The following is a 22,527-nucleotide window of genomic DNA, read 5'->3' on the forward strand; positions in this document are numbered from 1 at the left end:
CTTCATCGAGATGCGGCAGCCTAATATGACAACCCTGATGGACCAGAGCCTCCGTTAGCTCACGATGCCAGTTGGTCCCAAAATCCCTGACTACGGACACCCGCCGTCCAACGGACAATGACACATCGCCAGAGCGAGATGCCGAGGGTCAGTCTGAAAAGCATCACAAAGGCGGCTCGAACGATGGTGTCTCAAGCGCAAATCCTCGCGTAATTTCCGGAAAAGAAGACGGGGATGCAACTTTCCCATTCGAAAGGCCGATCGAAAAGGACTCCGATCTCGTTACCTCGCCGACCGATGATGAGGATGAGCGCCCGAACGAAAGTTTCCCGCCTTTTGACGACCCTGCTTTCTCAGCCAAACCCGCAACACCGGCAATATCGGAATCTACGGTCGATCCCTTAACTATGCCGAAGGACTCCATCTTCGCCGGCCACCCCGATTTTTCTCAGGACGCAGGAAAAAACAAGCGTCCCCCGGGCTTGGGAAATTCGAAGCCTAGCAATGATGTGAATGAAAAGACGCGCCATTCGGACGGCTATAACCCTGCCTGAACCCTATTGAGCACCTGACACTTTTGCGGACGCAAAATGACCTTATTCTGTATCGGAACCTACTTGCCAACGTTCGGGTTTCCCTCATCTAAGACCGCAAAGGAGAAACCAATGAAAACGTCTCTTTATGTTGTTACAGCTGCATTGCTTGCGAGCGGCGGTGTTGCGGCAGCACAGAATACCGTAATCGCGCCGGCCGACACTACTGTCGTTGTGCCGGCCGAACCCGCCCCGGGTGCCGTGGTGATCCAGCCCCAACAGCAGACAGTTATCCGGGAATATGTGCACAAAAACCCAGCAGCATCCATAAACATCCTGGGGCTGGAATTGAGCCTTGGCACGAAGGTACCTGATACGGTCGTGATGCATGAGGTGCCGGACGTGAGCTATCGCTATGCTGTCATCAACGATCGAACAGTACTCATCGATCCGCAAACCCACCAGATTGTTCAAATCCTGAACTGACACTCAAGGCTTTGCCATTTCGGTCCAAGAAACCCCATCCGGCATTCACCCGGATGGGGCGTTGTCACAGAATAGCATGGGAAGGTTTGTCCTCCCCAGTACGCTTCCGTTTCGACGAGAATCTAAATTCTGCCCAGAACGACTAGGATAATGACGATGAGCAACACGACTCCTAACCCACCGCCGCCGTAATATCCTGTTCCATAAAAAGGTCCGCCGCCGAGGCCGCTAAATCCGCCCAACAAAATAAGCACAAGCAGGATGATGAGAATTGTCCCGATACTCATGATTTCTCCTCTCCGATGGGTTGTTCACGAATGCGAACCACAACGATTAGAACGCCACAGCGTTCCGGATTTCCCAAATGCCTTGCGCCAAATAACAAAACCCCGCCGCCGGAGGGGTCGGCAGCGGGGGTCTTGGGCACTGTTCGTCAGGATGCGAGGCTGACTGCATTTAAACTTCCCGAGGGCGGATCAGTTCCGACGTTCCGGTTATTCTTTTGAGTCAAGGGCGGGTCGCGTGACTGTCGACTCAACACAATAGCCAGAGCGCGGCTTTCACGCTCGGCCATACTTTCTGTGGCTGGCGCATCCTTGTTCAACTCAAGTTCCATTTGAGATAAATCTTCGGGGGTGAAAAACCCGCTAAAATTATCAGTTGCGCGCATAATGCCTCCTTTCAGGAGGTCGGGGCGAGAGCATGTTGTTAGCTGATAGTCGCCAACGCCCTTAACAATGGCTGGCGATACCGCAACATCGCACCGTGTGCGTCGTGAGATCATTTGGCTCAGGTTCGGTCGCGGGTCGGGTCACTTGCGCCCCCGCGAAGCCTCTCGCGCCATTATTTGAAATGAAGGATGCAACCTCAATCCTCGATGGGAGTTCCCTTCGTGGCGGCAGAGGTCATCATGAAACTATTCTCCACGAGCATCTGGGTGAAGGACGTCGAGTTCGGCGTAAGGCCGCTCGGATCGCTCGAGGAGGCACAGCTCTTTCTTGATGAGTGGCCGCAAGACAGAAGAGGCCCGTTCTACTACCTGGCAGCTCAGGCCATTGGAATTGCGCAACGAGAGCAAATCAGGCCAGACGAGGCGAGAGACGCGCTAGTCGCATTTCTCGAAAACGAAGGCATTCTTGCCGAGGCAACAATCGTATTGTGACAATACATTGGCAGCGCAGGGATCACACGGGCGAACTCGATGTTCAAAAAGTTACTTTGAGTTTGCCGCCTGCGCTCAATCCGTGCCAATAGCCAGGCTGTTCAATTTTGTAACGTTTGGCCTTGTTGGGATGCGGGTTCGATCGAGCGCCCGTAATATTCCACAACACCCCACACCACTCCAACCAACGCAAGTGACACAATAAGGATTATGAGGACAGGGCGCCCTCGCAAGCCCTGTCGTGCCTTTTTTGCAGGAATGTTTTTGGTCATGGGTTCATCGTCCATATTGGGAGAAACCTTGGGGCGGATGGTTCGTTCCATCTCACGGTCCGAGAATGTCCGGCACCTAGTACCCACCGATGATAGGTAACACCTCGCCTGTGATGTAACTTGAACAGTGCGAGGACGCGAGAAAGACGTAGGCAGGCGCTATTTCTTCCGGTTGCGCAGGCCGCTTCATCGGTGTCTTTGAGCCGAATTTGGAAACATCCTCTGCCTCCTTGTCGGAGGGGTTGAGTGGGGTCCAAACCGGCCCTGGCGCCACTGCGTTTACCCGAATGCCTTTGCCCACGAGATTACCCGCGAGCGAGCGGGTGAATGCGTGAATGCCGCCCTTGGTCAGCGAATAATCTACCAGCGCCTTCGATCCGTCGATGCCGGTGATCGAACCTGTGTTGAGGATGACGGCTCCTGGCCGCATGTGGGGAACTGCGGCCTTGGCCATGTTGAAATAGCCATAAAGGTTCGTCTTCATCGTCATGTCGAAATGCTCGGCTGTGAGGTCCTCGAAATTGTGGGAATGCACCTGAAACGCCGCGTTGTTCACGAGGATATCGAGTTGCCCGAAGGCATCGACTGTCCTTGCAACCGCTTTCTCGCAAAACGCCGGCTTGGAAACGTCACCCGCGATAATCAGACATCGCCGACCTTCCCCTTCCACGGCGGCTTTGGTCACGGCGGCATCGGCCTTCTCGGCAAGATGCAAGACAACGACATCTGCGCCTTCACGCGCGAACAATACGGCCACGGCTCGACCAATTCCGGAATCGCCGCCTGTGATGACGGCGACCTTATCCTGGAGCTTTTGCGATCCGCGATAGAAGGGAGCGTCATACATCGGCTGCGGGTCCAGGACGCGTTCGTGGCCGGGCTTGGGATAGTGTTGCTTCGGAAACGGCGGGACCGGATACCGGCGCGCTCCAGCCTGCATTGGCTTGTCCTGCGCTTTCCGGTCTGCAGCATCCGTTCTGGCAACCGTCTTCTGGATCCGTTGTTGTTTTGCAACGGCAGCGCCAGTGCTACTTCTGCTCGTCTCCGCCATGACATTTCTCCGCTGAAAGAAGTCCAACGCCTGAAGCGCCCGAAAGTTCTGCGAAGAAGACGCCAATGGAACAGAAGGGAAGCCGAGCGGTTTCCATCTTGGAATAAAGGAAAACCGATGAGCGACATTTTGATTAATAGGGCCGAGCGCGCGCGTGAGGCTGCCTACTTTGCCCGTCGTGTAGGCATCACGAAAGAGGAAGCGTTAGAGATTCTGAAGAAGGGAGCTCAGACCATGACCGATCAGACTATAGAAACCAAATCAAAGCCGGCAAGCGGTGTTGAAGATCCTGATGTCCGTTACCTGGCCGAACATACAGACCTGTCGCCCAAGCAGGCCAGGGAGTTAGTTGCGAAGCATGGACGTGACCGCAAGAAATTGCTCGAGCTGGCTGCGACGATGAAGGCCGAGGGATAGTCCTTCGACACCGCTTGGACCAACAACACATTTGGAAAGCCGATCGGAGGCTGAAATGACAAAAGTTGAGAAATCCAAAAAGTCTGAGACCACGAAACCTACGGGTAAACCGAAAGACAAACCGACACGGGATACCAGGGATAACCCCGTGCCTAACCCAAATGGCGACAGTGACATTCCCGATACGAGCACACGCGAAGAGGTCGAGAAGATACGCCCCAATCTGAAACGGTGAAGCGCGAGGGAGTCGCGAAAAGCGCTCGATCACATTTGCCCTCAGGCGAAGTTCCTTCGGAACGCTTTTCGGCTTCGGTTGTTGAGGATGTCTAACCTAAAGGAGCATCCAAATGGACCACACTAACCACGTTCGCCTGACACCCGCTGAATTGACGCCCGATATCCTTGAGGGCGCCACTGTCTTCGGTCAGGACGACGAGACCATCGGCTCTGTCGATCATGTCCACGGCAGTCAGGTTGTTATCGATGTCGGTGGCTTCCTTGGCATTGGCGCCAAGCCCGTGGCGGTGTCCGCCACCGACCTCGACTTCATGCGCGATGAAGATGGCGATGTTCATGCTGTGACATCGTGGACGAAGGACCAATTGAAAGACATGCCTGAACATAAGGACTGAGGAGGCTTTCCATGCCACGGGGAGACAAGTCCAAATACACGGATAAGCAGGAACGCAAGGCGAATCACATCGCGGAAGGCTATGAGAAACGCGGCGTTTCTGAGGAAGAGGCTGAACGTCGAGCGTGGGCGACTGTCAACAAAGACGATGGTGGCGGCAAAAACCCAGGCGGTTCTGGTCGGGGTAAGAACACAGGCAATCCCGCTTCCCACAAAGGTGGCGAGAAAGGCGGTCAAGCTGCCGCTTCCAGACCGAAAGCGGAACGCTCGGCTTCGGTAAAGAAAGCAGCTGCTACCCGCAAGCGGAACGCGGAAAATCACGCTCGTCACTGACGTCCATTGCGGCTTGGCCGGACCTGATCAAGTTCAACTTGGTCTGGCCAAGCGTGGGGACTCGCTTCACCATACACGGACCACCAGGGTCCATATCTTGTTGCGGAAAACGACAATGAGACGACCGACTGAGATTAAATTGCTGCCGGTCGATCAGCCGCTGCCCTGTTCTTTTTCTCGCGGTAGGTCTCGGGGTCGCTTGCCTGCCTTCCGAGAACAATCGCCAGCGCACGGTTTTCCCGCTCTGTCGGCGTTTCCCCGATAGGGGCATCCCTATCCAGTTTCCGTTGCATTTCATCCAACTGACCAGGTGTGAAAAACCCGGAACGTCTGTTCGCGATGCGCATCGTGGAGCCTCCTTTCACGGAGGTCGGGGCGGGAGCATGTTGTTCGCTGACAGTCGCCAACGCCCTAATCAATGGCTGGCGATGGTGCATTGTCCTCCCGAACTGCGACAATAGCGAGTCATATCTATTTCACGCGCACTATTGTCGGTACCGCGTCGCGCCCTATCATGTGATAGCGCTAACCCGCCAGCCTAGGACCGGGTATTGATATTAACTTGACATAGCAAAAAAAGGCCCGCCCGGCCAATGCCGAGCGGGCGTTGGGTGTCATTTACATCGGCCACTTCTGGTGGCCGTACCAGTCGTCCACATCGCGGCGTACACGGTCCTTTTCGAGACCATAGCGCTCCTGGATTTTGCCCTCCAGCTGATCACGCTTGCCGGCGATCACATCCAGATCATCATCAGTGAGCTTGCCCCACTGTTCCTTGACCTTGCCCTTTAGCTGCTTCCAGTTTCCTTCGACGCGGTTCCAGTCCATGGTTTTCTCCATAAGGCGGGGATCGCCTGTTTCGAAAACGCCTGAGCCACAATTTGGTTCGCACAAAACGTGTTCGTTTGGGAACCGCATTCACGAATGGCGATTTCCTCCTCGATCAGAGGGGACCTCATGACAAGAAAACTCGATCTGCGTACCGGCAAGCCGGTGTGGCTCGCTTACAGGGCGCCCAGCGTCCCCTCATTCCGATTCCGATGCAGGTTTGTTCGAATTTCAGCGCGCATAGGAAAGTCCGGGAACCGGAAATGAACGATGTCGTTTCTCCGCGTGAGAAACGGTTGGTCACCTCAAATGCTCGAGACGACGAACAGTGATGAAGCGGCCACTGGCGCGCAGCTTACATACGTCGATGACAGTGAACCGGGAATTCGCCGCAAAGGCGCACCGAGGCGCTTCTGGTACGTAGGACCGAAGGGCGAGAAACTGGGCGAAGGAAAAACTGTCCAGCGCATCCGCGCGCTGGCAATCCCGCCAGCATGGAAGAATGTCTGGATATCGCCAGACCCTGCAGGCCACATACAGGCCACTGGGAGAGACTTCAAAGGCCGCAAGCAGTACCGGTATCATGCCGATTGGGCAGCCGAGCGTGACGGCCAAAAATATGACAGCCTTGTCGAATTCGCCAAGGCATTGCCCAGATTGCGCGCCCGGGTGGATGCCGATCTAAGGCGGCATGGTCTACCCTTCGAGCGGGTTGTGGCAGCGGTGGTGTGGCTCCTCGACAATACGATGATACGGATCGGCAATGCCGCCTACGCCAAGGACAACAAGAGTTTCGGCCTGACGACCTTGCGCGACCGTCACGTCGACATCGAGGGGGCAAGCCTGCGTTTTGCTTTCAAGGGCAAGTCGGGAAAGGAATGGAAACTGAAGCTTGTCGATCGGCGCATCGCTCGCATCGTTCGCGGCGCGCAAGACATTCCGGGGCAGAAGCTTTTTCAGTATCTGGATGAAGATGGCATCAGGCGGCCGGTTAGCTCACAGGACGTCAACTGCTATATTCGCGAAGCCGCAGGCAATGGTTTCAGCGCCAAGCACTTCCGGACCTGGGGCGGTACCATCCATGCGGCGACGCTTCTCGCAAAGACAGAACTTCCCGAAGGCAAGGCAGCACAACAGCGCGTCCTGAACGGGATCATCGACAAAGTCGCAGAACGGCTTGTCAACACGCGCTCGGTCTGTCGCAAATCCTACATTCACCCAACCGTACTCAACGACTGGTTGGAAGGAAAACTCAACGGGAGGAACTGGCAAGCTGCAAGGGGCAGGCATGCGCGTGATGGTTTCAATGCGGACGAAACCGGGATGTTGAACTGGCTCAAGAAGGCCCGATCATGAACCTTTTTCCTGTTCCAGGCGTTTGGACTGCTGCGGGCCGTGTCAACCGGGCCCGATGGTAGCGGTGAACAGGAAGTCTTTTTCCCGGTTTCTCTTCCTGGCCAACGAAGTGGCAGACGAGCACCTATCCCATCCGGCCCGCAGCACTTTAAGCAATTTGCCCATCGCACGAAAAGCATGTTCTGGTGTTCACAATCTGCCTCTGTCCTCGAGCTATCACGATGAGGAGAGTGTTGATGGTGGCAACAGGAACCAACACTCAGGTTGCCTGTCGGATGCTTAGTTTTGATAAGTTTGATTCATGATAAAAATCAGCCTTCGGGTTTGAGTTCGGCTCGACAAGTGACACATTGCGAGCCTGCATCTAGGACCGGGTATTTTTTGTGCAACGATACTACCCTTGGGCGGAGAAGGTTGGTTTTCAGCGACCACCCCTCCGCCATCAGCTAAAATCGATGTAATTCTCTATAAAATCAACACGTTGTAAATTTGAGAAATTGAACAACCCTCACGTTCATCGCTTTGTTCAGCGCGCGCAGGCAAGCGCGCCAAGAGGGATTGCAATGTTGACAAATTATCGACAGGCAAGTAATCTTCCTAGCAGTGATAATTTGACTGTATTAGAATAACTGAATCATAGGGCAATGGAGCCACTGACAGCACGAGGTGCTGCGGTGGCTATTTTTTTGGGAGAAAGATAAGATGGCACGTAAGATCCGTGAACTAGTGCAGCGTTTCTACGATATCGTGAATGGGGCTGAGGGCGACTTCGACGAGATTTTCACCAAGGATTTCCATCTGGCGATAATGAAAGGCTTTCCTTTCGGAGGAGACCACGCCGGGCTGGACGCTACGAAGAAGTTCTTCCAGGATTTCGGCGCATATTTTGATTTCTGGGCAGTGGACACAGACCGGTTTATCGAAATCGATGCAGAAAATATCATCGTAACCGGAAAGTATCGCTCAACGGCGTCGGCGACCGGAAAATCGTTTGAGATGGAAACCATTCATCTTTGGACCGCTCGCGACGGAATGTTGACCACTTACAAGCACTATTGCGACACCGCAATCGTGTCCGAGGCGCTCGATTACAAAGTGCCGCAATACTGAAGCAGCGTTGTCGAGGCGTTTGCACTTAAGGCGGACAGTTCGGTTTCGTGGCTGTCCGCCATCAAATCGACCGCATCCAAAGCTAACCGATTGAGCAGAAGGGTCGGGCACCGGCCCACTGTTCGATCAAGCGCAGCGACAGCTCACGCATCATGCCGCCGGCGGCGAAGGCGTGGTGCGACTGTGATCAGGACCAAGCCGACCGCAGCCACCAGCAGCGCCAGGCTGATTGGGCGGCTGACGAAGGTCGTCGGATCACCCAGCGAAAGCAGCATTGCCCTACGGAAATGCTCCTCGATGAGCGGCCCCAGGACAAATGCGAGGATCAGTGGTGCCGGCTCTGCGTTCCATTTCATGAACACGTAGCCAACGATGCCGAAAAAGATCATCACATAAATATCGAAGACGTTGTTGTTCACGCTGTAGGCACCGATGCAGCAGAACACCAGGATTGCCGGGTAAAACAGCCGGTACGGGATTTTCAGGAGCGAAACCCAAACGCCGATCAGTGGCAGGTTGATGATTACGAGCATCAGGTTACCGACTAGCATGCTGGCGATCAGGCCCCAGAATACGTCCGGGTTCTTGGTCATGACTTCCGGCCCCGGCTGGATGCCATGAATGAGCATCGCGCCAGCCATCATGGCAATCGTCGGGTTCGACGGAATGCCCAGCGTCAGTAAGGGCACGAAAGCAGTTTGCGCGCTGGCGTTGTTGGCCGCTTCAGGCCCGGCCACCCCCTCCACCACACCGGTGCCAAAGCGCTGCGGGTATTTGGAAACGCGTTTCTCGACCGTGTAGGCGGCGAATGAGCCCAAGGTTGGCCCACCACCCGGCAACAGGCCAAGAAACGACCCGATGAATGTGCCGCGCAATGCAGAAGGAATGCACCTTTTGAATTCCTCGCGGCTCGGCAGCAGCCGCCCGATCTTGCCTTTCAGTACTACGCGTTCTTCAGGGTCCTCGAGGTTCTTGAGAATCTCGGCAACCGCAAACAGACCCATCGCCAGCGGGACGAAATCGATGCCGTCGCTCAAATCAAAGAAGCCGAAAGTCATGCGTTGCACGCCACTCGAAACGTCAGTGCCAACCAGCGACAAAAGCAGCCCGACAAAGACCATAGCCAAGGCGCTGAGCACGGATCCCTGAGCCAATATGACCGCAGCGATCAGTCCGAAAACCATGAGGGAGAAGTACTCGGCCGGCCCGAAGAACATCGTCAATTCGCTGAGGCCGGTGGCGAAGACCGCCATCAAGAGCACGGCTATGAAGCCCGCGAATAGCGACGACAGGGCTGCGATTGAAAGAGCGGGACCGGCGCGGCCGTTGCGGGCCATCTTATAGCCATCGAGGCAAGTTACGACGGATGAACTCTCGCCCGGAAGATTGACGAGGATGGCTGTCGTCGACCCGCCATATTGCGCTCCGTAGTAGATACCCGCGAGCATCACCAGAGCCGCCACTGGAGGGAGGTAGAAGGTTACTGGAAGCAAGATGGCGATGGTGGCAACCGGCCCCAGTCCCGGTAGAACACCGATCAAAGTTCCGATCAGTGCGCCGCTGAAACAATAGAGAATATTCTGGAACTGCAGCGCGACCGACAGACCGGCGAAAAGGTTCGAAAATGCATCAAGCATCGATCAACCCGCCGTCCAGAGTGGAATTGGAAGGCGCAACGCCCATACGAAAACACATGCCGAAAACAAGGTCATAACAATCGCGAGGGCCGCGACTTCGCCTTTGCTGCTATCGCGATCGGCAACGCTAACCAATATGACCAGCGTCGGCATTGCCACCAACAGGCCGAGTTTCTCGATTAGCAGGCCGAAGGACAGCAATCCGAGGAAAATGAAAGTGAGTGGGCGTACAGGCAAGGAGCGCAGCTTGTCGCCCTGAAAGAAAAAAGAGCGGGCGAAAATGCCAAGCCCCACCAGTGCGATCAGAGCACACAATATAGTGGGCATGTAGCCCGGCCCCATGCGCAGGATTGTGCCCACCCGCAATTTGGAAACCTGCCAGTAGAGCAAGCCTGCCATTGCCAGCAGTGTCGCTGCGAGGAGGATATCGTTTGGACTCTTCACCAAGCGCATGGAGGCTCCCTTCTTTTCTTTTTTGTTGAAATGCCCAATCACCGCCGAAGCAGCGGCGATCGTTCACACAGTGCGGATGTGTCGATGCGCCTGAGTGAATTTTGGCCGGCTAGCATCATGGTGCGTTCAAGTTCGGTGCGGAGAATTTCGACCGATCTCGACGCACCTGCAGCACCTCCAGCCGCGAGGCCGTAGAGCATGGCACGCCCGCAAAGCACCGCGTTGGCCCCAAGCGCAACCGCCTTGAAGATATCCCCTCCCCGCCGGATACCGCTGTCCAGAAAGATCTCGCAACGACCGTCCAGCGTCTTGCTTATTGCCGGAAGCGCGCCGAGCGAGGTTGCCGCCCCATCGAGCTGGCGTCCGCCATGGTTTGAGACCACGATCGCATCGACGCCTCTCTCGGCGGCGGCAAGGGCATCCTCCGCGCGCATGATGCCCTTGACCACTAGCTTGCGCGGCCAGATGGAGCGCAGCCACGAAACGCTTTCCCACGACAGCGCCGAATCCATCTGCGCAGATATGAAGCGCGCGCCGTCGATGGCGCTGCTCTGCCCCTTGGGGAGAAACTCGGTCAGATTGCCGAAGCCCGGCGGCCCATGCGGCACCACGACATCCAGCACCCACGACAGGCGAGAGGCGACATCTATTTTTGCGCGCCATGTCAGTTTGCCCGGGCCGGCATAGTTGTGCTTGTCGCCTTCGCGATTGCCGAGCACGATGGCATCGCTGGTGAGCACCAACGCCTCGCATCCAGCGTCCAAAGCGCGTTCGACGAGGCGTTTGGTGATCGCCGTGTCCTTGAGCATATAGAGCTGGAACCAGTGGCGGCCGCCGACCATCGCCGCGGCGACCTCCTCTATCGTGCTGCTGGACATGGTGCTTTGCGTGAACGGAAAGCCGGCATCCAGTGCGGTCCTGGCCAAGGCCAGATCGCCGTCCTTCGCCAGCATGCCATTATATCCGGTCGGAGCCACCACGATCGGAAGTGCCGAAGGCTCACCCATCACATCGATGGACATATCGATGGATGAAATGCCTGCCAATTGCCGTGGCAGAATCTGCACACCGGCGAATGCGGCCCGGTTGGCCGCCATCGTCAATTCATCTTCGGCACCGCCATCGACATACTCGAACGAGAAACGAGGAACCCGCAGTTGGGCGAGTTCGCGCAGGTCGCTGATGTTGCGTGCCCGCGTCAGGGCTCTAGCACTCGCCACTTGAAATCCTCCCTGGCACGACACGTGACCGTGACTAGACGGTGCTGATCACGTAGCCCTTGCCATTCTCATCATTGGGATCGAGATGCCACTTGGCGAAACCGACAATGGTAGACCGCCCTTTGACCGTCGGAACCACGGCACGGTTGCCGGCGACTTTGGTCTCTCGAACGATGCAGCCTTCGAATGTACCCGAGCCCAACAAGCCTTCCGCCTGAATCGGCTCGCCCACCTTGATGCGGCCGCGCCCTTCAAGCATCGCCAGCATGGCCGACGTGCCGGTTCCCCCGGGTGAGCGATCCATCTTGCCATTGCGATAAGTGTGGACGCAGCGATAGAAAGCGCCGGGCCTTTGAGAGGGTTGGTAGAAGGTCACCAGGTCGATTTCGGTGATGTGCGGCTTTTCCGGATGAACGAGCTTTATCTTCTCGTTGATCTGCCGCTTGGCGAGTACGCCCAGCTTAGCCAGGATCGCACCATTTTCCGGAGCAATGCGGCAGAATGTTTCCGGCAAGGGAATGGTGATGAAGTAGTTGCCACCGAAAGCAATGTCGGCCTGAACCTTTCCAAGCTCGGGCAACTCCACCGGAATATCCTGTTCGGCGAGAAAGGCGGGCACGTTTTCGAAGCGGCACGACTTGACCTCTTCGCCTTCGACTTCCACTTCCGAGACCACGATGCCAGCCGGCGTTTCGATGCGGATGCGATTTGGGCTCGACGATTGTGGCGTCAGATCGAAAGCCGTCATGATCATGGAGGTGGCGATGGTGCCATGGCCGCACATATCGCCATAGCCGTCGCCATCCAGCCATATGATGCCGACATCGGCCTCCGGGCTGGACGATGGAACGATCAGCGCGCCGAACAAATCGTTGTGACCGCGCGGCTCATTCAAGATGGCTTTGCGCACCCAATCGAAGCGCTTCTTGAAATGCTCCCGCTTCTCAAGAAGCGTGGTTCCTCCCGGAAAGAGGAACTGTCCGTTGATGATGCAGGTCGTTTCGCCTTCGGTTTGGGTGTAGACGGCGTCCACAAACGTCGTTCGTTTCATGCAATACCGCTCCAATTGAAGTTGCTGGATGTTGTTGCGCGCCGCAGCCGGGACTCCCCGCGGCTGCGGCGCTCTAAATGGCTGAGATCAATCGAGCGAAATGTTCGCCGACTTGATGAGCGTGCCGAAACGATCGATCTCGGAAGTGATGAAGGCCGTGAACTCTTCGGGCGAATTCGCCACCACTTCGATGCCCTGCTTGTCCATGCGCTCGACAAAGGCCTGCTCCTTCAGGACCTTTTCAAGTTCCGCATGAAGACGCTTGGTAGCTTCCGGCGGGATACCGGCGGGCGCGACCAGCCCGTACCACTCATAGATTTCGACGTTTGCCACCCCTGCCTCAGCCATCGTCGGCACATCCGGCAGGACCTTGGAGCGTTCGGCGCTGGTGACGACCAAAGGACTGACCTTCCCGCCCTCGACGGACGACATCACCGAAGAGATCACATTGAACATCATCGGTATCTGGCCGGCGAAAACGTCGTTCAGACCCGGAGCCCCACCGCGATACGGCACGTGAACCATGTCTACGCCGGCGGAAAGCTTCATTGCCTCACCTGAAAAATGCCCAGAGAGGCCGTTGCCAGCTGAGCCATAGGCAATTGTGCCGGGCTTTTCCTTGGCCAGCGCCAACAGTTCCGGCAGCGTCTTGGCCGGATAGTCGGGATTGGTGACCAGAGCGACGCCAACCCGAGTGACCATCGTCAGTGGTTGCGCATCTTTGACGGGATCAAATGGCAGATCGGGAACGAGATTGACACTCGAAGCGTAGGAACTCGCAACAATGCCAAAGGTGTGGCCGTCCGCAGGGGATCGCAAGATCGCCTCCGTTCCGGTCACGCCGCCGCCGCCTGTCTTGTTCTCAACGACGACCGGTTGACCGAGGGCATCACCAAGGCCGGGAGCTATCAGGCGAGCGATCGTGTCGCTCGTTCCGCCTGCCGGATAAGGCACGACAAGGCGCAGTGGCTTGCTAGGCGTCCATTCCTGTGCGAACGCCGATCCCGAAAACATCACGGCCGCGCCGAGCGCGGCAGCGATCCAGAAGTCTGCTTTATGCTTACGCCCGTTCAAATGCATTAGTTCCTCCCATTTGCATTGATGCAGATCGTTCATCTTCCAAACCCTCTCTCCCAAGGTCCGAAACATGCAGCTTGGCCGCGTGGGTCCCGGTCGACCCCAAGCGGCGTTGATCACTCCTTAATTGCGGCCACCTCCACTTGTCCGCGCGTTACAAGTCGAGCACGAGCAGCTCGCTTTTCGAGCGCGAGACACAAACAAGCATGACCTCTCCCGCCTCCTGGTCCTCGATGCTCAACACATCGTCATTGTGATCAGGGACACCGGAGAGCACTTTGACAAGACAAGTGCCGCAGATGCCGGCACAGCAGGAGTTGGTGACCTGGCAGCCGTTCTCCTTCAGGACATCAAGAATGCTGCGGTAAGGCGGGATGACCAGACGTTGCCCGGAGCGCGCAAGCTCCACCTCGAAGCTGCCCTTTTCCTTCCTGGCGGCCCTGTCACTTGGCGCAAACCGTTCCAGATGCAGCGCGCCTGCACGCCAGACCTGACACTTGGCCTCCACCGCATCGATCAGCGGGCCTGGCCCACAGCAATAGACAAGCGTATCGGGCTGATGCTGCCCGAGAAATTTCTGGAGATCGAGCAGCCCCATCTCGTCTTGCGGCACGATATGAGTTTCGCCACCGGCAAGCCCTGCAATCTCATCAAGAAACGCCATCGAACGCCTGCTGCGCCCGCCATATAGAAGAGTCCACGGCTTGCCTTGCGCCGCAGCCGAACGGATCATCGGCAGCATTGGCGTGATACCGATACCGCCGGCGACAAAGAGATAGCGATCCGCCTCAACAAGCCTGAAATTGTTGCGCGGGCCGGCAACGGTGAGCGTATCGCCCTGCCGCAACTGCTCGTGGATATGGCTTGACCCACCGCGGCTGGAAGGCTCGCGAAGCACTCCGATCCGCCACCTGTCGCGCAGGGAAGGATCTCCGCAAAGCGAATATTGCCGGACGATGCCGTTTGAGAGCAACACATCTATATGTGCGCCCGGCTGCCATTCCGGCAGGTCAGCCCCATCCGGAGCACGCAATTCGAGACTGACGACGCCTTCCGCGGCTGGCCGCAGTTCCGCAATGGTCAGATCGTAAAGTTCGCTCGCCTGTCCCAGCGACCGGGAATCGAATGTCGTCATGGTCTCAATCCGCGCCGGTTTCATCGACTTGTTCGGTCCGCCAAATCGCGGGGCAGGCAGAAGCTGCGCCGCCTCACCGCTGGGCTCAGGCGCTGCGAGCCTGGGCGACGGATTCTGGCGTAAAGGTCTTCCAGGCAATGTCACGCATGCCGCGCATCGCTCGCAGGATTTCATCGCGGTCGTGGTCAGTCTTGGCGTAAGCCGCCAGAACCTGCCGACCGAGGCCGACGTGGAACTTCTCGTCTGTCTCGATCTGCTTGTAGACACGGACGACCTCGGCAAAGTCGTGCCGTTCCCCAGCCTTAAACGTCGGTTCGAAGCTTCCGGACGCCGAGGTTTCCGAGCAGTTCCAAGCCGCAATGGCCGCCAGCGGGTGACGCTCGAGGCAGTCCCACAAGAAGTCACTCCACGGCTTGGCTTCGGGCGGAACCGAGGTCGGCACCTTGCCACCAAGCGACTCGATTGCCTTTCCGACGATTTCGTAGTGCTCGGCTTCCTGGAAAGACTGTTTGGCAAGCAAGGTGATGTGCTTGCGCTCGAACTCAAGGCCGTAGCGACGGATCTGTTCGTTCAGCAGGAAAACGTAGTCGATCTCTCGCCAGGCGCGCGGCGCCAGCCATGCAGCGAGGACCTTCGGATCGGGGTTCTTGTCATAGGAGGCAAAGAACGATTCCGTTGCAAGGCGCGTATTCTCAACCACAGAGTCGAGGATCTGGTCGAGTTCATCGTTGATTTCAGCGAGACCGTCCCCGCCCCTGACTCTGCGTACGTCAACCATCGTTTCCTCCTTGTCCGCGACACCCGTCACGGTGATCTGTTTGCACGACCTCGCCATCGGCCTGCCGCTATCCGGCGCGGTCCGCACAAGATCTGGATTTCCTCATTTGTCCGGGCGAGAACCTCGCCTCCCGGCTCGCTCCAAGCGGCCCGTTTCAGACATCCGGACAATAGCCGCGACGCCGTCCCAATCAAAATGATTGAAATTGCGATCTGATTTAGTTTTACTAAAGCAGAGATTTTCGGTTGGAGCCGGGATGTGAGAAAGCTTCCGCCATTGCGGGCGATACAGACCTTTGAGGCTTTCGGCCGGCACGGAAGCGTTGCCACAACCGCCGATGAGCTGGGTGTAACGAGCGGAGCTGTAAGCCAGCAGATCAAGCGCGCCGAGGACATGTTGGGCCTGCGCCTGCTGGAGCGGCATGGCAAGAACATCTCGCTGACGCCTTGGGGCCGCATCTACCACGAGAAAGTTACTCGGGCATTCGACCAACTTCGCGAGGCGCAGGACGAGTTGCAGTCTATCCGGGCCGAAAGCACACTGGTGCTGAGCTGCCTGCCTTCACTCGCAAGCAAGTGGGTCGGGCCACAACTGTTCGACTGGCAGGCCAACTCGGGCGCCCACATCCGTCTCGTCGGGACCGGCACCGAGCCACGCCAAGGCGAGGAACCGGTCGACTTTCGGATTTCCTATGGCGACCGGGTCAGAACATTTGAGCACTACACCGAGTTGTTCACCGACTGGGTCGTGCCCGCGTGCTCGCCCGTCTTCCTGGCCACAAACCCGGTGGAACGGCCTGCCGACATTCTCAGCCGCCCGTTGCTCGGCATCGAGTGGGATTCGAGCTACCAGCAACCACCGACCTGGGTGGATTGGGCAGCAAGCATCGGCGAGGCGCCGCCTAGCACACCACGTTACCTCCGGTTTTCGATTTCCAGCGCAGCCATCGATGCGGCGATCAATGGCCGCGGCTTCGTCCTGGCTCAGCTATCCATGGTCCACGACGACCTCGTCGCCGGACGACTGGTGGTTCCCTTCGACTTGCGGCTCGAGCTGTCCCACACCTACTTCCTCGCATGGCAGCGCTCGGCGCTCGAAAAGCCACTCGGGGCAGAATTGCGCGCATGGATCACGAAAATCTCGCGCCATCAGGCGGCTTTGAACCGCGGGCCCTTACCTGCCGGCCCGATCACACAATCTGGCGCCGCTTAAAGCGACGTTTGAAAATTTTTTTGATGGGAAATTTAGGCTTGCGCCAGATTTTGTTCGTGTGTGCGCGCTCTCGCGTAACACGGAATTCCGGCAATGCATACAAAATTATCGATATTGCATGCGACTAACTTTTGACTATCGTCCGCCGGATTCCGGGTGGATTTGTGCGCGGCAAAGCCGTTGAGAACAGGTTCGCCCGGTCCAGGATTGATCGCCACGTACCTTTGGGAGGGAAATATGGCTGAGGTTTCGAAGTCTATGCAGCGGCGCGTTGCCATTGCAAGTTTGATTGGAACAACTATCGAGTTTTATGATTTTTACATATATGGAATTGCCGCAGCGCTCGTTTTCAGCAAGATATTCTTTCCAAGCCTCGATCCCGTTGTCGGAACTATTGCGGCATTCGCCACCTTTGCCGTGGGCTTCGTTTCGCGCCCGCTTGGGGCAGTGGTGTTTGGACACTTCGGCGATCGGATCGGCCGCAAGGCCATGCTCGTTGCCTCACTGGTGACAATGGGCATAGCCACCGTCGCCATCGGGCTTCTGCCAACATACGAATCCATAGGCATCGCCGCACCGGTTCTGCTGTGCCTCCTACGCTTCATGCAAGGCATCGGCCTTGGTGGCGAATGGGGCGGAGCCGCGCTAGTCGCGACGGAGTTTGCGCCCAAGGGGCGGCGGGGGCTGTTCGGCGCATTGCCGCAGTTGGGGAGCGCGCCCGGCTTCCTTCTTTCGAACGGAATTTTCCTCGGGCTAAGCCTTTTCCTGAGCGACGAACAGTTCATGAGCTGGGGTTGGCGTATCCCGTTCCTGCTCAGCACGGTCTTGATCGTGTTCGGTCTGTATATCCGCCTCAGCATAGCCGAAACCCCGGTCTTCCAGCGTGTGCTGGACAAGGAAGTTCAATCGAGCGCACCGATCGTCAGTGTCCTCAAGACCAATTCCTTGCAGGTTGTCCTGGGTGGCATGTCGACTGCAATCACATATGTTCTGTTCTTTACCACCGGCACATTCGGCCTGTCATACGGGGTCAAAACCCTAGGTCTGGAACGCTCGCATATGCTCAGCCTGACGATGGTCGCGGTCATCGCAATGGCTGCATCGACACTGGTTTGCGGAATGCTTGGCGACCGCTACGGCCGGCCACGCGTCATCATCATCTCGGCACTCGTCGCCATCGTCTGGTCGTTCTTCTTCTTCCCGATGCTGGACACCGGAAACTCCTGGCTAATCGCATTGGCGATGTCGATCACTCTTGCCGTGATGGGCGGCGTGTACGGCCCGATGGGTGCATTCCTGCCGGAACTGTTCAAGCCAAGCCTTCGTTACACCGGTGCCGCCCTGGCTTACAGCCTCGGGGGCATCTTCGGTGGAGCATTGGCGCCGATCATCGCCACGGAGCTTGCAGCGACCTACGGCTCGCACTCCATCGGCTACTATCTCGCGGCGATGGCTGTGCTGAGTATTGTCTGTGTCATGATCCTGAGCCAGCGGATGCCGAAGGATTTCGGCGAGGTCGCGGATTCGGCAATTGGATCGTCGGCAGCCGACCGGTCCGCACATTCGGCTGCCTCCGCCAACTGAACGAAAACGCATATGAGGCGGGCAGCCGGCACCGGTTGCCCGCCTTAATATTGATAAGCCCCACACTTCCACGATTAAAGAATAGCTGGAGTAAATCTATGAAAACCCGCGCCGCAGTCGCTGTTGCCGCTGGAAAGCCTCTCGAGGTTATGGAGGTTGACCTTGAGGGTCCGCGCGAGGGCGAGGTCCTGGTCGAGGTCAAGGCGACCGGCATCTGCCACACCGACGAGTTCACGCTATCTGGCGCCGATCCCGAAGGCATTTTCCCGGCCATCCTCGGCCATGAGGGCGCAGGCGTCGTCGTCGATGTCGGCAAGGGCGTCACCAGCGTCAGGAAGGGCGACCACGTCATTCCGCTCTAYACGCCCGAATGCCGCCAGTGCCCGTCATGCCTGTCGCGCAAGACCAATCTGTGCACGGCGATCCGCGCCACCCAGGGCCAGGGCCTGATGCCGGACGGNACGCCCGAATGCCGCCAGTGCCCGTCATGCCTGTCGCGCAAGACCAATCTGTGCACGGCGATCCGCGCCACCCAGGGCCAGGGCCTGATGCCGGACGGCTCGAGCCGCTTTTCCATCGGCAAGGACAAGCTGTTCCACTACATGGGCTGCTCGACCTTCTCCAACTTCACCGTGCTGCCCGAGATCGCGCTGGCCAAGGTCAATCCCGACGCGCCCTTCGACAAGATCTGCTACATCGGCTGCGGCGTGACCACCGGCATCGGCGCGGTCATCAACACCGCCAAGGTCGAGCAAGGCGCGACCGCTGTGGTGTTCGGGCTTGGCGGCATYGGCCTGAACGTCATCCAGGGCCTGAGGCTGGCCGGCGCCGACATGATCATCGGCGTTGATCTCAACAACGACAAGAAGGCCTGGGGCGAGAAGTTCGGCATGACCCATTTCGTCAACCCGAGGGAGGTTGACGGCGACATCGTGCCTTACCTGGTCAACCTGACCAAGCGCGGCGCCGACCAGATTGGCGGCGCCGACTACACCTTCGACTGCACCGGCAACACCAAGGTGATGCGCCAGGCGCTGGAGGCCTCGCACCGGGGCTGGGGCAAGTCGGTCGTCATCGGCGTTGCGGGCGCCGGCCAGGAGATCGCGACGCGGCCGTTCCAGTTGGTCACCGGGCGCACCTGGATGGGCACCGCCTTCGGCGGCGCGCGCGGCCGCACCGACGTGCCCAAGATCGTCGACTGGTACATGGACGGCAAGATCCAGATCGACCCGATGATCACCCATATCCTCAAGCTCGAGGACATCAACAAGGGTTTCGACCTCATGCATGCCGGCGAGAGCATCAGATCCGTCGTCGTGTTTTAGGAACAGGCAGCAAAGCGCTTGCCAGCTTCCACTATTTAAAGGCCACCCAAGGTCCTACTCACAGGAGGAATAGAAATGTCTGAGAAACTGCATCCGGCCATCGACAACGGACTACCGAAGGAAAGCTCGAGTTTCGCCGGTGGAACGCTGGTCTGCGCCTGCAAAAGCCGGCCCGTCAAAGTGAAAATTAAAGGCCAGATCCTTCACAACCACGCCTGCGGCTGCACCAAGTGCTGGAAGCCTGAAGGCGCGCTCTTTTCCGCCGTCGCCGTGGCTCCGTCCGATAACGTCGAAGTGATAGAAAACGGCAGTAAGTTGAAAGTGGTGGACGCCAGCGCGCTGATCCAGCGCCATGCATGCACCGAATGCGGCGTGCACATGTACGGGCCGGTCGAGCGCGACCATCCGTTCAAGGGACTGTCGTTCGTTCATCCGGAACGGTTCGAGGAAGATGGCTGGTCTCCGCCCGGCTTCGCGGCCTTCGTATCGTCGATCATCGAGGCGGGCGTAGACCCAACCCGCATGGACGGGATTCGAGCCCAGCTGAAGGACGCCGGCCTTGAGCCCTACGACTGCCTGTCGCCCGGCCTCATGGACTATATCGCCACATGGACCGCCAAGAAGTCCGGCGCACTGCCGGCCTGAGCCGAAGCATGGCCGGGTGCTAGGTATCCAACCTTAGCTGACACCGGCAGAGCCCTGCAGCCGACAGTTGGCGTGCCAGCACCGTTTGCAAGAGCGCCAGTGGTCGGTCATGCGGCGCGCCCTAGTTAACCTCGTGCGGAGGTTGCAACGACCACCGTATTGGCCGGCGTGAATAGTCCAACCTATTGCACACACGCCGGCCAAGCTTTGCCTGTCTCGACAGGCGAGAGCCAAGAGCTGGTGCAGCAAGCCCTTTTCCGTTGACGCCCTCCCTGCGCGCTATTTCACGCCACCGCAAATCGACGTAAACGAAGGCGACGAAGCGGAGCGGCAAAATGACATTCGACTATTGCGTGGTGGGCGCCGGCATCGTCGGCCTGGCAGTTGCCATGGAATTGCTGCAGCGCGAGCCAGGTGTGCGGATTGTCGTCCTGGAAAAGGAAGGCGCTGTAGCCGTTCACCAGACCGGCCACAACAGCGGCGTCATCCATGCCGGCATCTACTATCAACCGGGTTCACTTAAGGCACGCCTTTGCCGTGAGGGCGCAGCAGCGACCAAGCAATTCTGCCGCGACAACAATATTGCCTTCGACCAGTGCGGCAAGCTTCTCGTGGCGACCGACAAGCTGGAACTCGAGCGCATGGAAGCACTGGCGAAGCGGGCGGTGCAGAACGACATCGCGTTCGAACACCTCGATGCCACGCAACTACGCAAAGCCGAGCCGCGCATTTCGGGGCTTGGAGCGCTGCTGGTGCCTGCCACCGGGATCGTGAGTTACCGCAAGGTGAGCGAGGCGATGGCCGGGGCCATCAAGGCAAAGGGGGGAGAAATCCGCTTTGGTTTACCCGTCACGGCACTGCGGGAGCAAGGCAACGGTGTGGTTATTGAGGTTGGTGGCAACAGGATCGAAGCCAAGCGGCTGATTGCATGCGCCGGGCTGCAATCCGACCGCCTCGCGCAAATGGCTGGCCTGAAGATCGAGCACCGCATAGTGCCGTTCCGCGGCGAATATCACGTGCTGCCGCCTCGCCTCTCCAGCATCGTCAAACACCTGATTTATCCGATCCCCGATCCGGATTTGCCTTTTCTGGGCATCCACCTGACGCGGATGATCGACGGCAGAGTGACGGTAGGGCCGAACGCCGTGCTCGGTTTCGACCGCGAGGGTTATCCGAAAGGCACGATGCGGGGGTCAGACATTGCAGACATGCTTGGCTTTGCCGGATTCTGGAAGCTGATCGCCGCTAACTGGCGCTCCGGCGTGACAGAGTTCGGGAATTCGCTTTCCAAGCGGCGCTATCTCGAAGCCTGCCGCAAATACTGTCCGGAACTCGAGGTCAGCGACCTGCAGCCGTGGCCAGCCGGTATTCGCGCACAAGCGGTGATGCAAGATGGAACATTGGTACACGACTTTCTATTCGTGCAATCGGAGCGCATGCTGCATGTCTGCAATGCGCCCTCGCCTGCGGCCACTTCCGCAATTCCAATCGGCAAGATGATCGTCGACAAGTTGTTGGCTGCGTGATCCAGAGACGCGGAAACAGCCGCAAGAACTGATTCCATTTGCCGACGTATCGTACTGATCGGAAACAGATTCTTCGGTTTCAGGCGGCGCGAACCGGCAACCGGGCACGCACGCCTGAATCAAGAAACAGCATCAACCTGTTGACCAAGCACAAAATCACAGTGCCGTGGCCACAAAAGTCAGAACGGGATTTCGTCGTCCAAATCACGAGAGCCACCGCCGCCACCACGGCTCGGGCCGCCGCCGCCACCACGATTGGAACCATAGTCGCCGGGGCCGGACTGGCCAAAATCGGAGCTTCGGCCACCACCGCCGCCGGAGTACCCCCCAACCTGGCCGCCCTCACCTTGCCCACGTGAATCCAGCATCTGCAATTCGCCGCGAAATTTCTGCAGTACGATCTCGGTCGTGTAGCGCTCGACGCCGTCCTTTTCCCACTTTCGGGTCTGAAGCTGGCCCTCGATGTAAACTTTCATGCCTTTCTTGAGGTACTGCTCGGCAACCTTGGCGAGGCTGTCGTTAAAGATGACGACCTGATGCCATTCCGTCTTTTCCCTGCGTTCGCCGGAATTCTTGTCACGCCAGCTTTCCGAGGTTGCTATGCGCAGATTGACGACAGGTTCGCCCGAATTTAGCCGGCGGATTTCAGGGTCTGCCCCCAGATTACCAACCAGGATGACCTTGTTGACGCTACCCGCCATGATA

General features: G+C 57.9%; 28 protein-coding genes and 1 pseudogene. 14 read left to right on the top strand and 15 right to left on the bottom strand.

What is annotated here, in order from left to right:
* The first annotated feature begins 71 nt into the window (after window positions 1-71).
* Window positions 72-554, top strand: coding sequence for a hypothetical protein (locus tag ASD50_RS23050; protein WP_156465014.1), 483 nt, complete (start codon window positions 72-74; stop codon window positions 552-554).
* Window positions 555-665: 111 nt separating this feature from the next.
* Window positions 666-1,019, top strand: a complete 354-nt coding sequence (locus ASD50_RS10390) for a DUF1236 domain-containing protein (protein WP_082549576.1) — start codon at window positions 666-668, stop codon at window positions 1,017-1,019.
* A gap of 122 nt (window positions 1,020-1,141) precedes the next feature.
* Here the strand turns inward: ASD50_RS10390 and ASD50_RS22415 are convergent, their stop codons facing one another.
* Window positions 1,142-1,306 carry a DUF3309 family protein gene (locus ASD50_RS22415; protein ID WP_082549577.1) on the bottom strand — a complete coding sequence of 55 codons (165 nt, stop codon included), beginning with the start codon at window positions 1,304-1,306 and terminating at the stop codon, window positions 1,142-1,144.
* Between the two features lie 146 nt (window positions 1,307-1,452).
* Complete coding sequence (locus tag ASD50_RS23055) at window positions 1,453-1,689, bottom strand: hypothetical protein (RefSeq protein ID WP_156465015.1); 237 nt, start codon at window positions 1,687-1,689, stop codon at window positions 1,453-1,455.
* Between the two features lie 222 nt (window positions 1,690-1,911).
* Between ASD50_RS23055 and ASD50_RS10395 the strand changes: the two genes are divergently transcribed.
* Entirely contained in the window at window positions 1,912-2,181 is a 270-nt protein-coding gene (locus ASD50_RS10395) for a DUF982 domain-containing protein (RefSeq protein WP_162252003.1), read from the top strand.
* Between the two features lie 101 nt (window positions 2,182-2,282).
* Here ASD50_RS10395 and ASD50_RS22420 read toward each other — a convergent pair whose 3' ends face one another.
* On the bottom strand, window positions 2,283-2,504 hold the full coding sequence (locus ASD50_RS22420; RefSeq protein WP_156465016.1) for a hypothetical protein: 222 nt from the start codon (window positions 2,502-2,504) through the stop codon (window positions 2,283-2,285).
* Between the two features lie 25 nt (window positions 2,505-2,529).
* Window positions 2,530-3,504 carry an SDR family oxidoreductase gene (locus tag ASD50_RS10400; RefSeq protein WP_056240187.1) on the bottom strand — a complete coding sequence of 325 codons (975 nt, stop codon included), beginning with the start codon at window positions 3,502-3,504 and terminating at the stop codon, window positions 2,530-2,532.
* 117 nt (window positions 3,505-3,621) lie between these two features.
* On the opposite strand from ASD50_RS10400, the gene ASD50_RS23820 reads away from it, so the two are divergent.
* The 3 genes from ASD50_RS23820 (at window position 3,622) to ASD50_RS22425 (ending at window position 4,885) form a co-directional block, all read left to right on the top strand.
* A complete protein-coding gene (locus ASD50_RS23820; protein ID WP_244484480.1) occupies window positions 3,622-3,921 on the top strand; it encodes a hypothetical protein in 300 nt (99 codons plus the stop codon).
* 347 nt (window positions 3,922-4,268) lie between these two features.
* Complete coding sequence (locus ASD50_RS10410) at window positions 4,269-4,553, top strand: hypothetical protein (RefSeq protein ID WP_056240191.1); 285 nt, start codon at window positions 4,269-4,271, stop codon at window positions 4,551-4,553.
* A gap of 11 nt (window positions 4,554-4,564) precedes the next feature.
* Complete coding sequence (locus tag ASD50_RS22425) at window positions 4,565-4,885, top strand: plasmid stabilization protein (RefSeq protein WP_082549580.1); 321 nt, start codon at window positions 4,565-4,567, stop codon at window positions 4,883-4,885.
* A 134-nt stretch (window positions 4,886-5,019) separates the two neighbouring features.
* On the opposite strand, the gene ASD50_RS10415 is transcribed toward ASD50_RS22425, so the two are convergent.
* Together ASD50_RS10415 and ASD50_RS10420 are read right to left on the bottom strand one after the other, a co-directional pair.
* Window positions 5,020-5,232, bottom strand: a complete 213-nt coding sequence (locus ASD50_RS10415) for a hypothetical protein (RefSeq protein ID WP_156465017.1) — start codon at window positions 5,230-5,232, stop codon at window positions 5,020-5,022.
* Window positions 5,233-5,503: 271 nt separating this feature from the next.
* Window positions 5,504-5,713 carry a CsbD family protein gene (locus ASD50_RS10420; protein WP_056240295.1) on the bottom strand — a complete coding sequence of 70 codons (210 nt, stop codon included), beginning with the start codon at window positions 5,711-5,713 and terminating at the stop codon, window positions 5,504-5,506.
* 309 nt (window positions 5,714-6,022) lie between these two features.
* Between ASD50_RS10420 and ASD50_RS10425 the strand changes: the two genes are divergently transcribed.
* Entirely contained in the window at window positions 6,023-7,069 is a 1,047-nt protein-coding gene (locus tag ASD50_RS10425; RefSeq protein WP_244484481.1) for a DNA topoisomerase IB, read from the top strand.
* Between the two features lie 702 nt (window positions 7,070-7,771).
* Window positions 7,772-8,179 carry a nuclear transport factor 2 family protein gene (locus ASD50_RS10430; protein WP_056240199.1) on the top strand — a complete coding sequence of 136 codons (408 nt, stop codon included), beginning with the start codon at window positions 7,772-7,774 and terminating at the stop codon, window positions 8,177-8,179.
* Window positions 8,180-8,322: 143 nt separating this feature from the next.
* Here the strand turns inward: ASD50_RS10430 and ASD50_RS10435 are convergent, their stop codons facing one another.
* The 7 genes from ASD50_RS10435 to ASD50_RS10465 form a co-directional block, all read right to left on the bottom strand.
* Complete coding sequence (locus ASD50_RS10435; protein ID WP_056240202.1) at window positions 8,323-9,816, bottom strand: tripartite tricarboxylate transporter permease; 1,494 nt, start codon at window positions 9,814-9,816, stop codon at window positions 8,323-8,325.
* A 3-nt stretch (window positions 9,817-9,819) separates the two neighbouring features.
* Window positions 9,820-10,269: a tripartite tricarboxylate transporter TctB family protein gene (locus ASD50_RS10440; protein WP_056240206.1), complete on the bottom strand. Its 450-nt coding sequence runs from the start codon at window positions 10,267-10,269 to the stop codon at window positions 9,820-9,822.
* Window positions 10,270-10,307: 38 nt separating this feature from the next.
* The gene (locus ASD50_RS10445; RefSeq protein ID WP_082549582.1) at window positions 10,308-11,489 is read right to left on the bottom strand and encodes an alpha-hydroxy acid oxidase; all 1,182 of its coding nucleotides are present in this window, start codon (window positions 11,487-11,489) and stop codon (window positions 10,308-10,310) included.
* Between the two features lie 34 nt (window positions 11,490-11,523).
* Window positions 11,524-12,540, bottom strand: coding sequence for a proline racemase family protein (locus tag ASD50_RS10450; RefSeq protein ID WP_056240209.1), 1,017 nt, complete (start codon window positions 12,538-12,540; stop codon window positions 11,524-11,526).
* Between the two features lie 87 nt (window positions 12,541-12,627).
* Window positions 12,628-13,614 carry a Bug family tripartite tricarboxylate transporter substrate binding protein gene (locus ASD50_RS10455; protein WP_162252004.1) on the bottom strand — a complete coding sequence of 329 codons (987 nt, stop codon included), beginning with the start codon at window positions 13,612-13,614 and terminating at the stop codon, window positions 12,628-12,630.
* A gap of 157 nt (window positions 13,615-13,771) precedes the next feature.
* Entirely contained in the window at window positions 13,772-14,752 is a 981-nt protein-coding gene (locus tag ASD50_RS10460; protein ID WP_082549587.1) for a PDR/VanB family oxidoreductase, read from the bottom strand.
* A gap of 85 nt (window positions 14,753-14,837) precedes the next feature.
* Window positions 14,838-15,530 carry a hypothetical protein gene (locus ASD50_RS10465; protein WP_056240304.1) on the bottom strand — a complete coding sequence of 231 codons (693 nt, stop codon included), beginning with the start codon at window positions 15,528-15,530 and terminating at the stop codon, window positions 14,838-14,840.
* A 258-nt stretch (window positions 15,531-15,788) separates the two neighbouring features.
* Here ASD50_RS10465 and ASD50_RS10470 point away from each other — a divergent pair, with 258 nt between their 5' ends.
* From ASD50_RS10470 to gfa, 5 genes and pseudogenes are all read left to right on the top strand, one after another.
* Complete coding sequence (locus ASD50_RS10470) at window positions 15,789-16,742, top strand: LysR family transcriptional regulator (RefSeq protein WP_156465018.1); 954 nt, start codon at window positions 15,789-15,791, stop codon at window positions 16,740-16,742.
* Between the two features lie 237 nt (window positions 16,743-16,979).
* Window positions 16,980-18,326, top strand: a complete 1,347-nt coding sequence (locus ASD50_RS10475) for an MFS transporter (protein WP_082549584.1) — start codon at window positions 16,980-16,982, stop codon at window positions 18,324-18,326.
* 98 nt (window positions 18,327-18,424) lie between these two features.
* A partial coding sequence (locus ASD50_RS23825) for an alcohol dehydrogenase catalytic domain-containing protein (RefSeq protein ID WP_244484482.1) occupies window positions 18,425-18,786 on the top strand: 362 nt, incomplete at its 3' end.
* A gap of 70 nt (window positions 18,787-18,856) precedes the next feature.
* Window positions 18,857-19,651, top strand: a pseudogene (locus ASD50_RS10480) (zinc-binding dehydrogenase); the annotation flags it as partial.
* Between the two features lie 75 nt (window positions 19,652-19,726).
* On the top strand, window positions 19,727-20,296 hold the full coding sequence (gfa, locus tag ASD50_RS10485) for an S-(hydroxymethyl)glutathione synthase (protein WP_056240226.1): 570 nt from the start codon (window positions 19,727-19,729) through the stop codon (window positions 20,294-20,296).
* Window positions 20,297-20,580: 284 nt separating this feature from the next.
* Here the strand turns inward: gfa and ASD50_RS23830 are convergent, their stop codons facing one another.
* Window positions 20,581-20,787, bottom strand: a complete 207-nt coding sequence (locus ASD50_RS23830; RefSeq protein WP_244484485.1) for a hypothetical protein — start codon at window positions 20,785-20,787, stop codon at window positions 20,581-20,583.
* On the opposite strand from ASD50_RS23830, the gene lhgO reads away from it, so the two are divergent.
* Window positions 20,692-21,822, top strand: coding sequence for an L-2-hydroxyglutarate oxidase (gene lhgO, locus ASD50_RS10490; RefSeq protein ID WP_244484483.1), 1,131 nt, complete (start codon window positions 20,692-20,694; stop codon window positions 21,820-21,822). The two genes, ASD50_RS23830 and lhgO, sit on opposite strands and share 96 nt — an antisense overlap.
* Window positions 21,823-22,001: 179 nt before the next feature.
* Here the strand turns inward: lhgO and ssb are convergent, their stop codons facing one another.
* Window positions 22,002-22,523 carry a single-stranded DNA-binding protein gene (gene ssb / locus ASD50_RS10495; protein WP_056240234.1) on the bottom strand — a complete coding sequence of 174 codons (522 nt, stop codon included), beginning with the start codon at window positions 22,521-22,523 and terminating at the stop codon, window positions 22,002-22,004.
* Between the last annotated feature and the right edge of the window lie 4 nt (window positions 22,524-22,527).

Source organism: Mesorhizobium sp. Root552, assembly GCF_001427285.1.
In the GTDB taxonomy this organism is placed as follows: Bacteria; Pseudomonadota; Alphaproteobacteria; order Rhizobiales; family Rhizobiaceae; genus Mesorhizobium.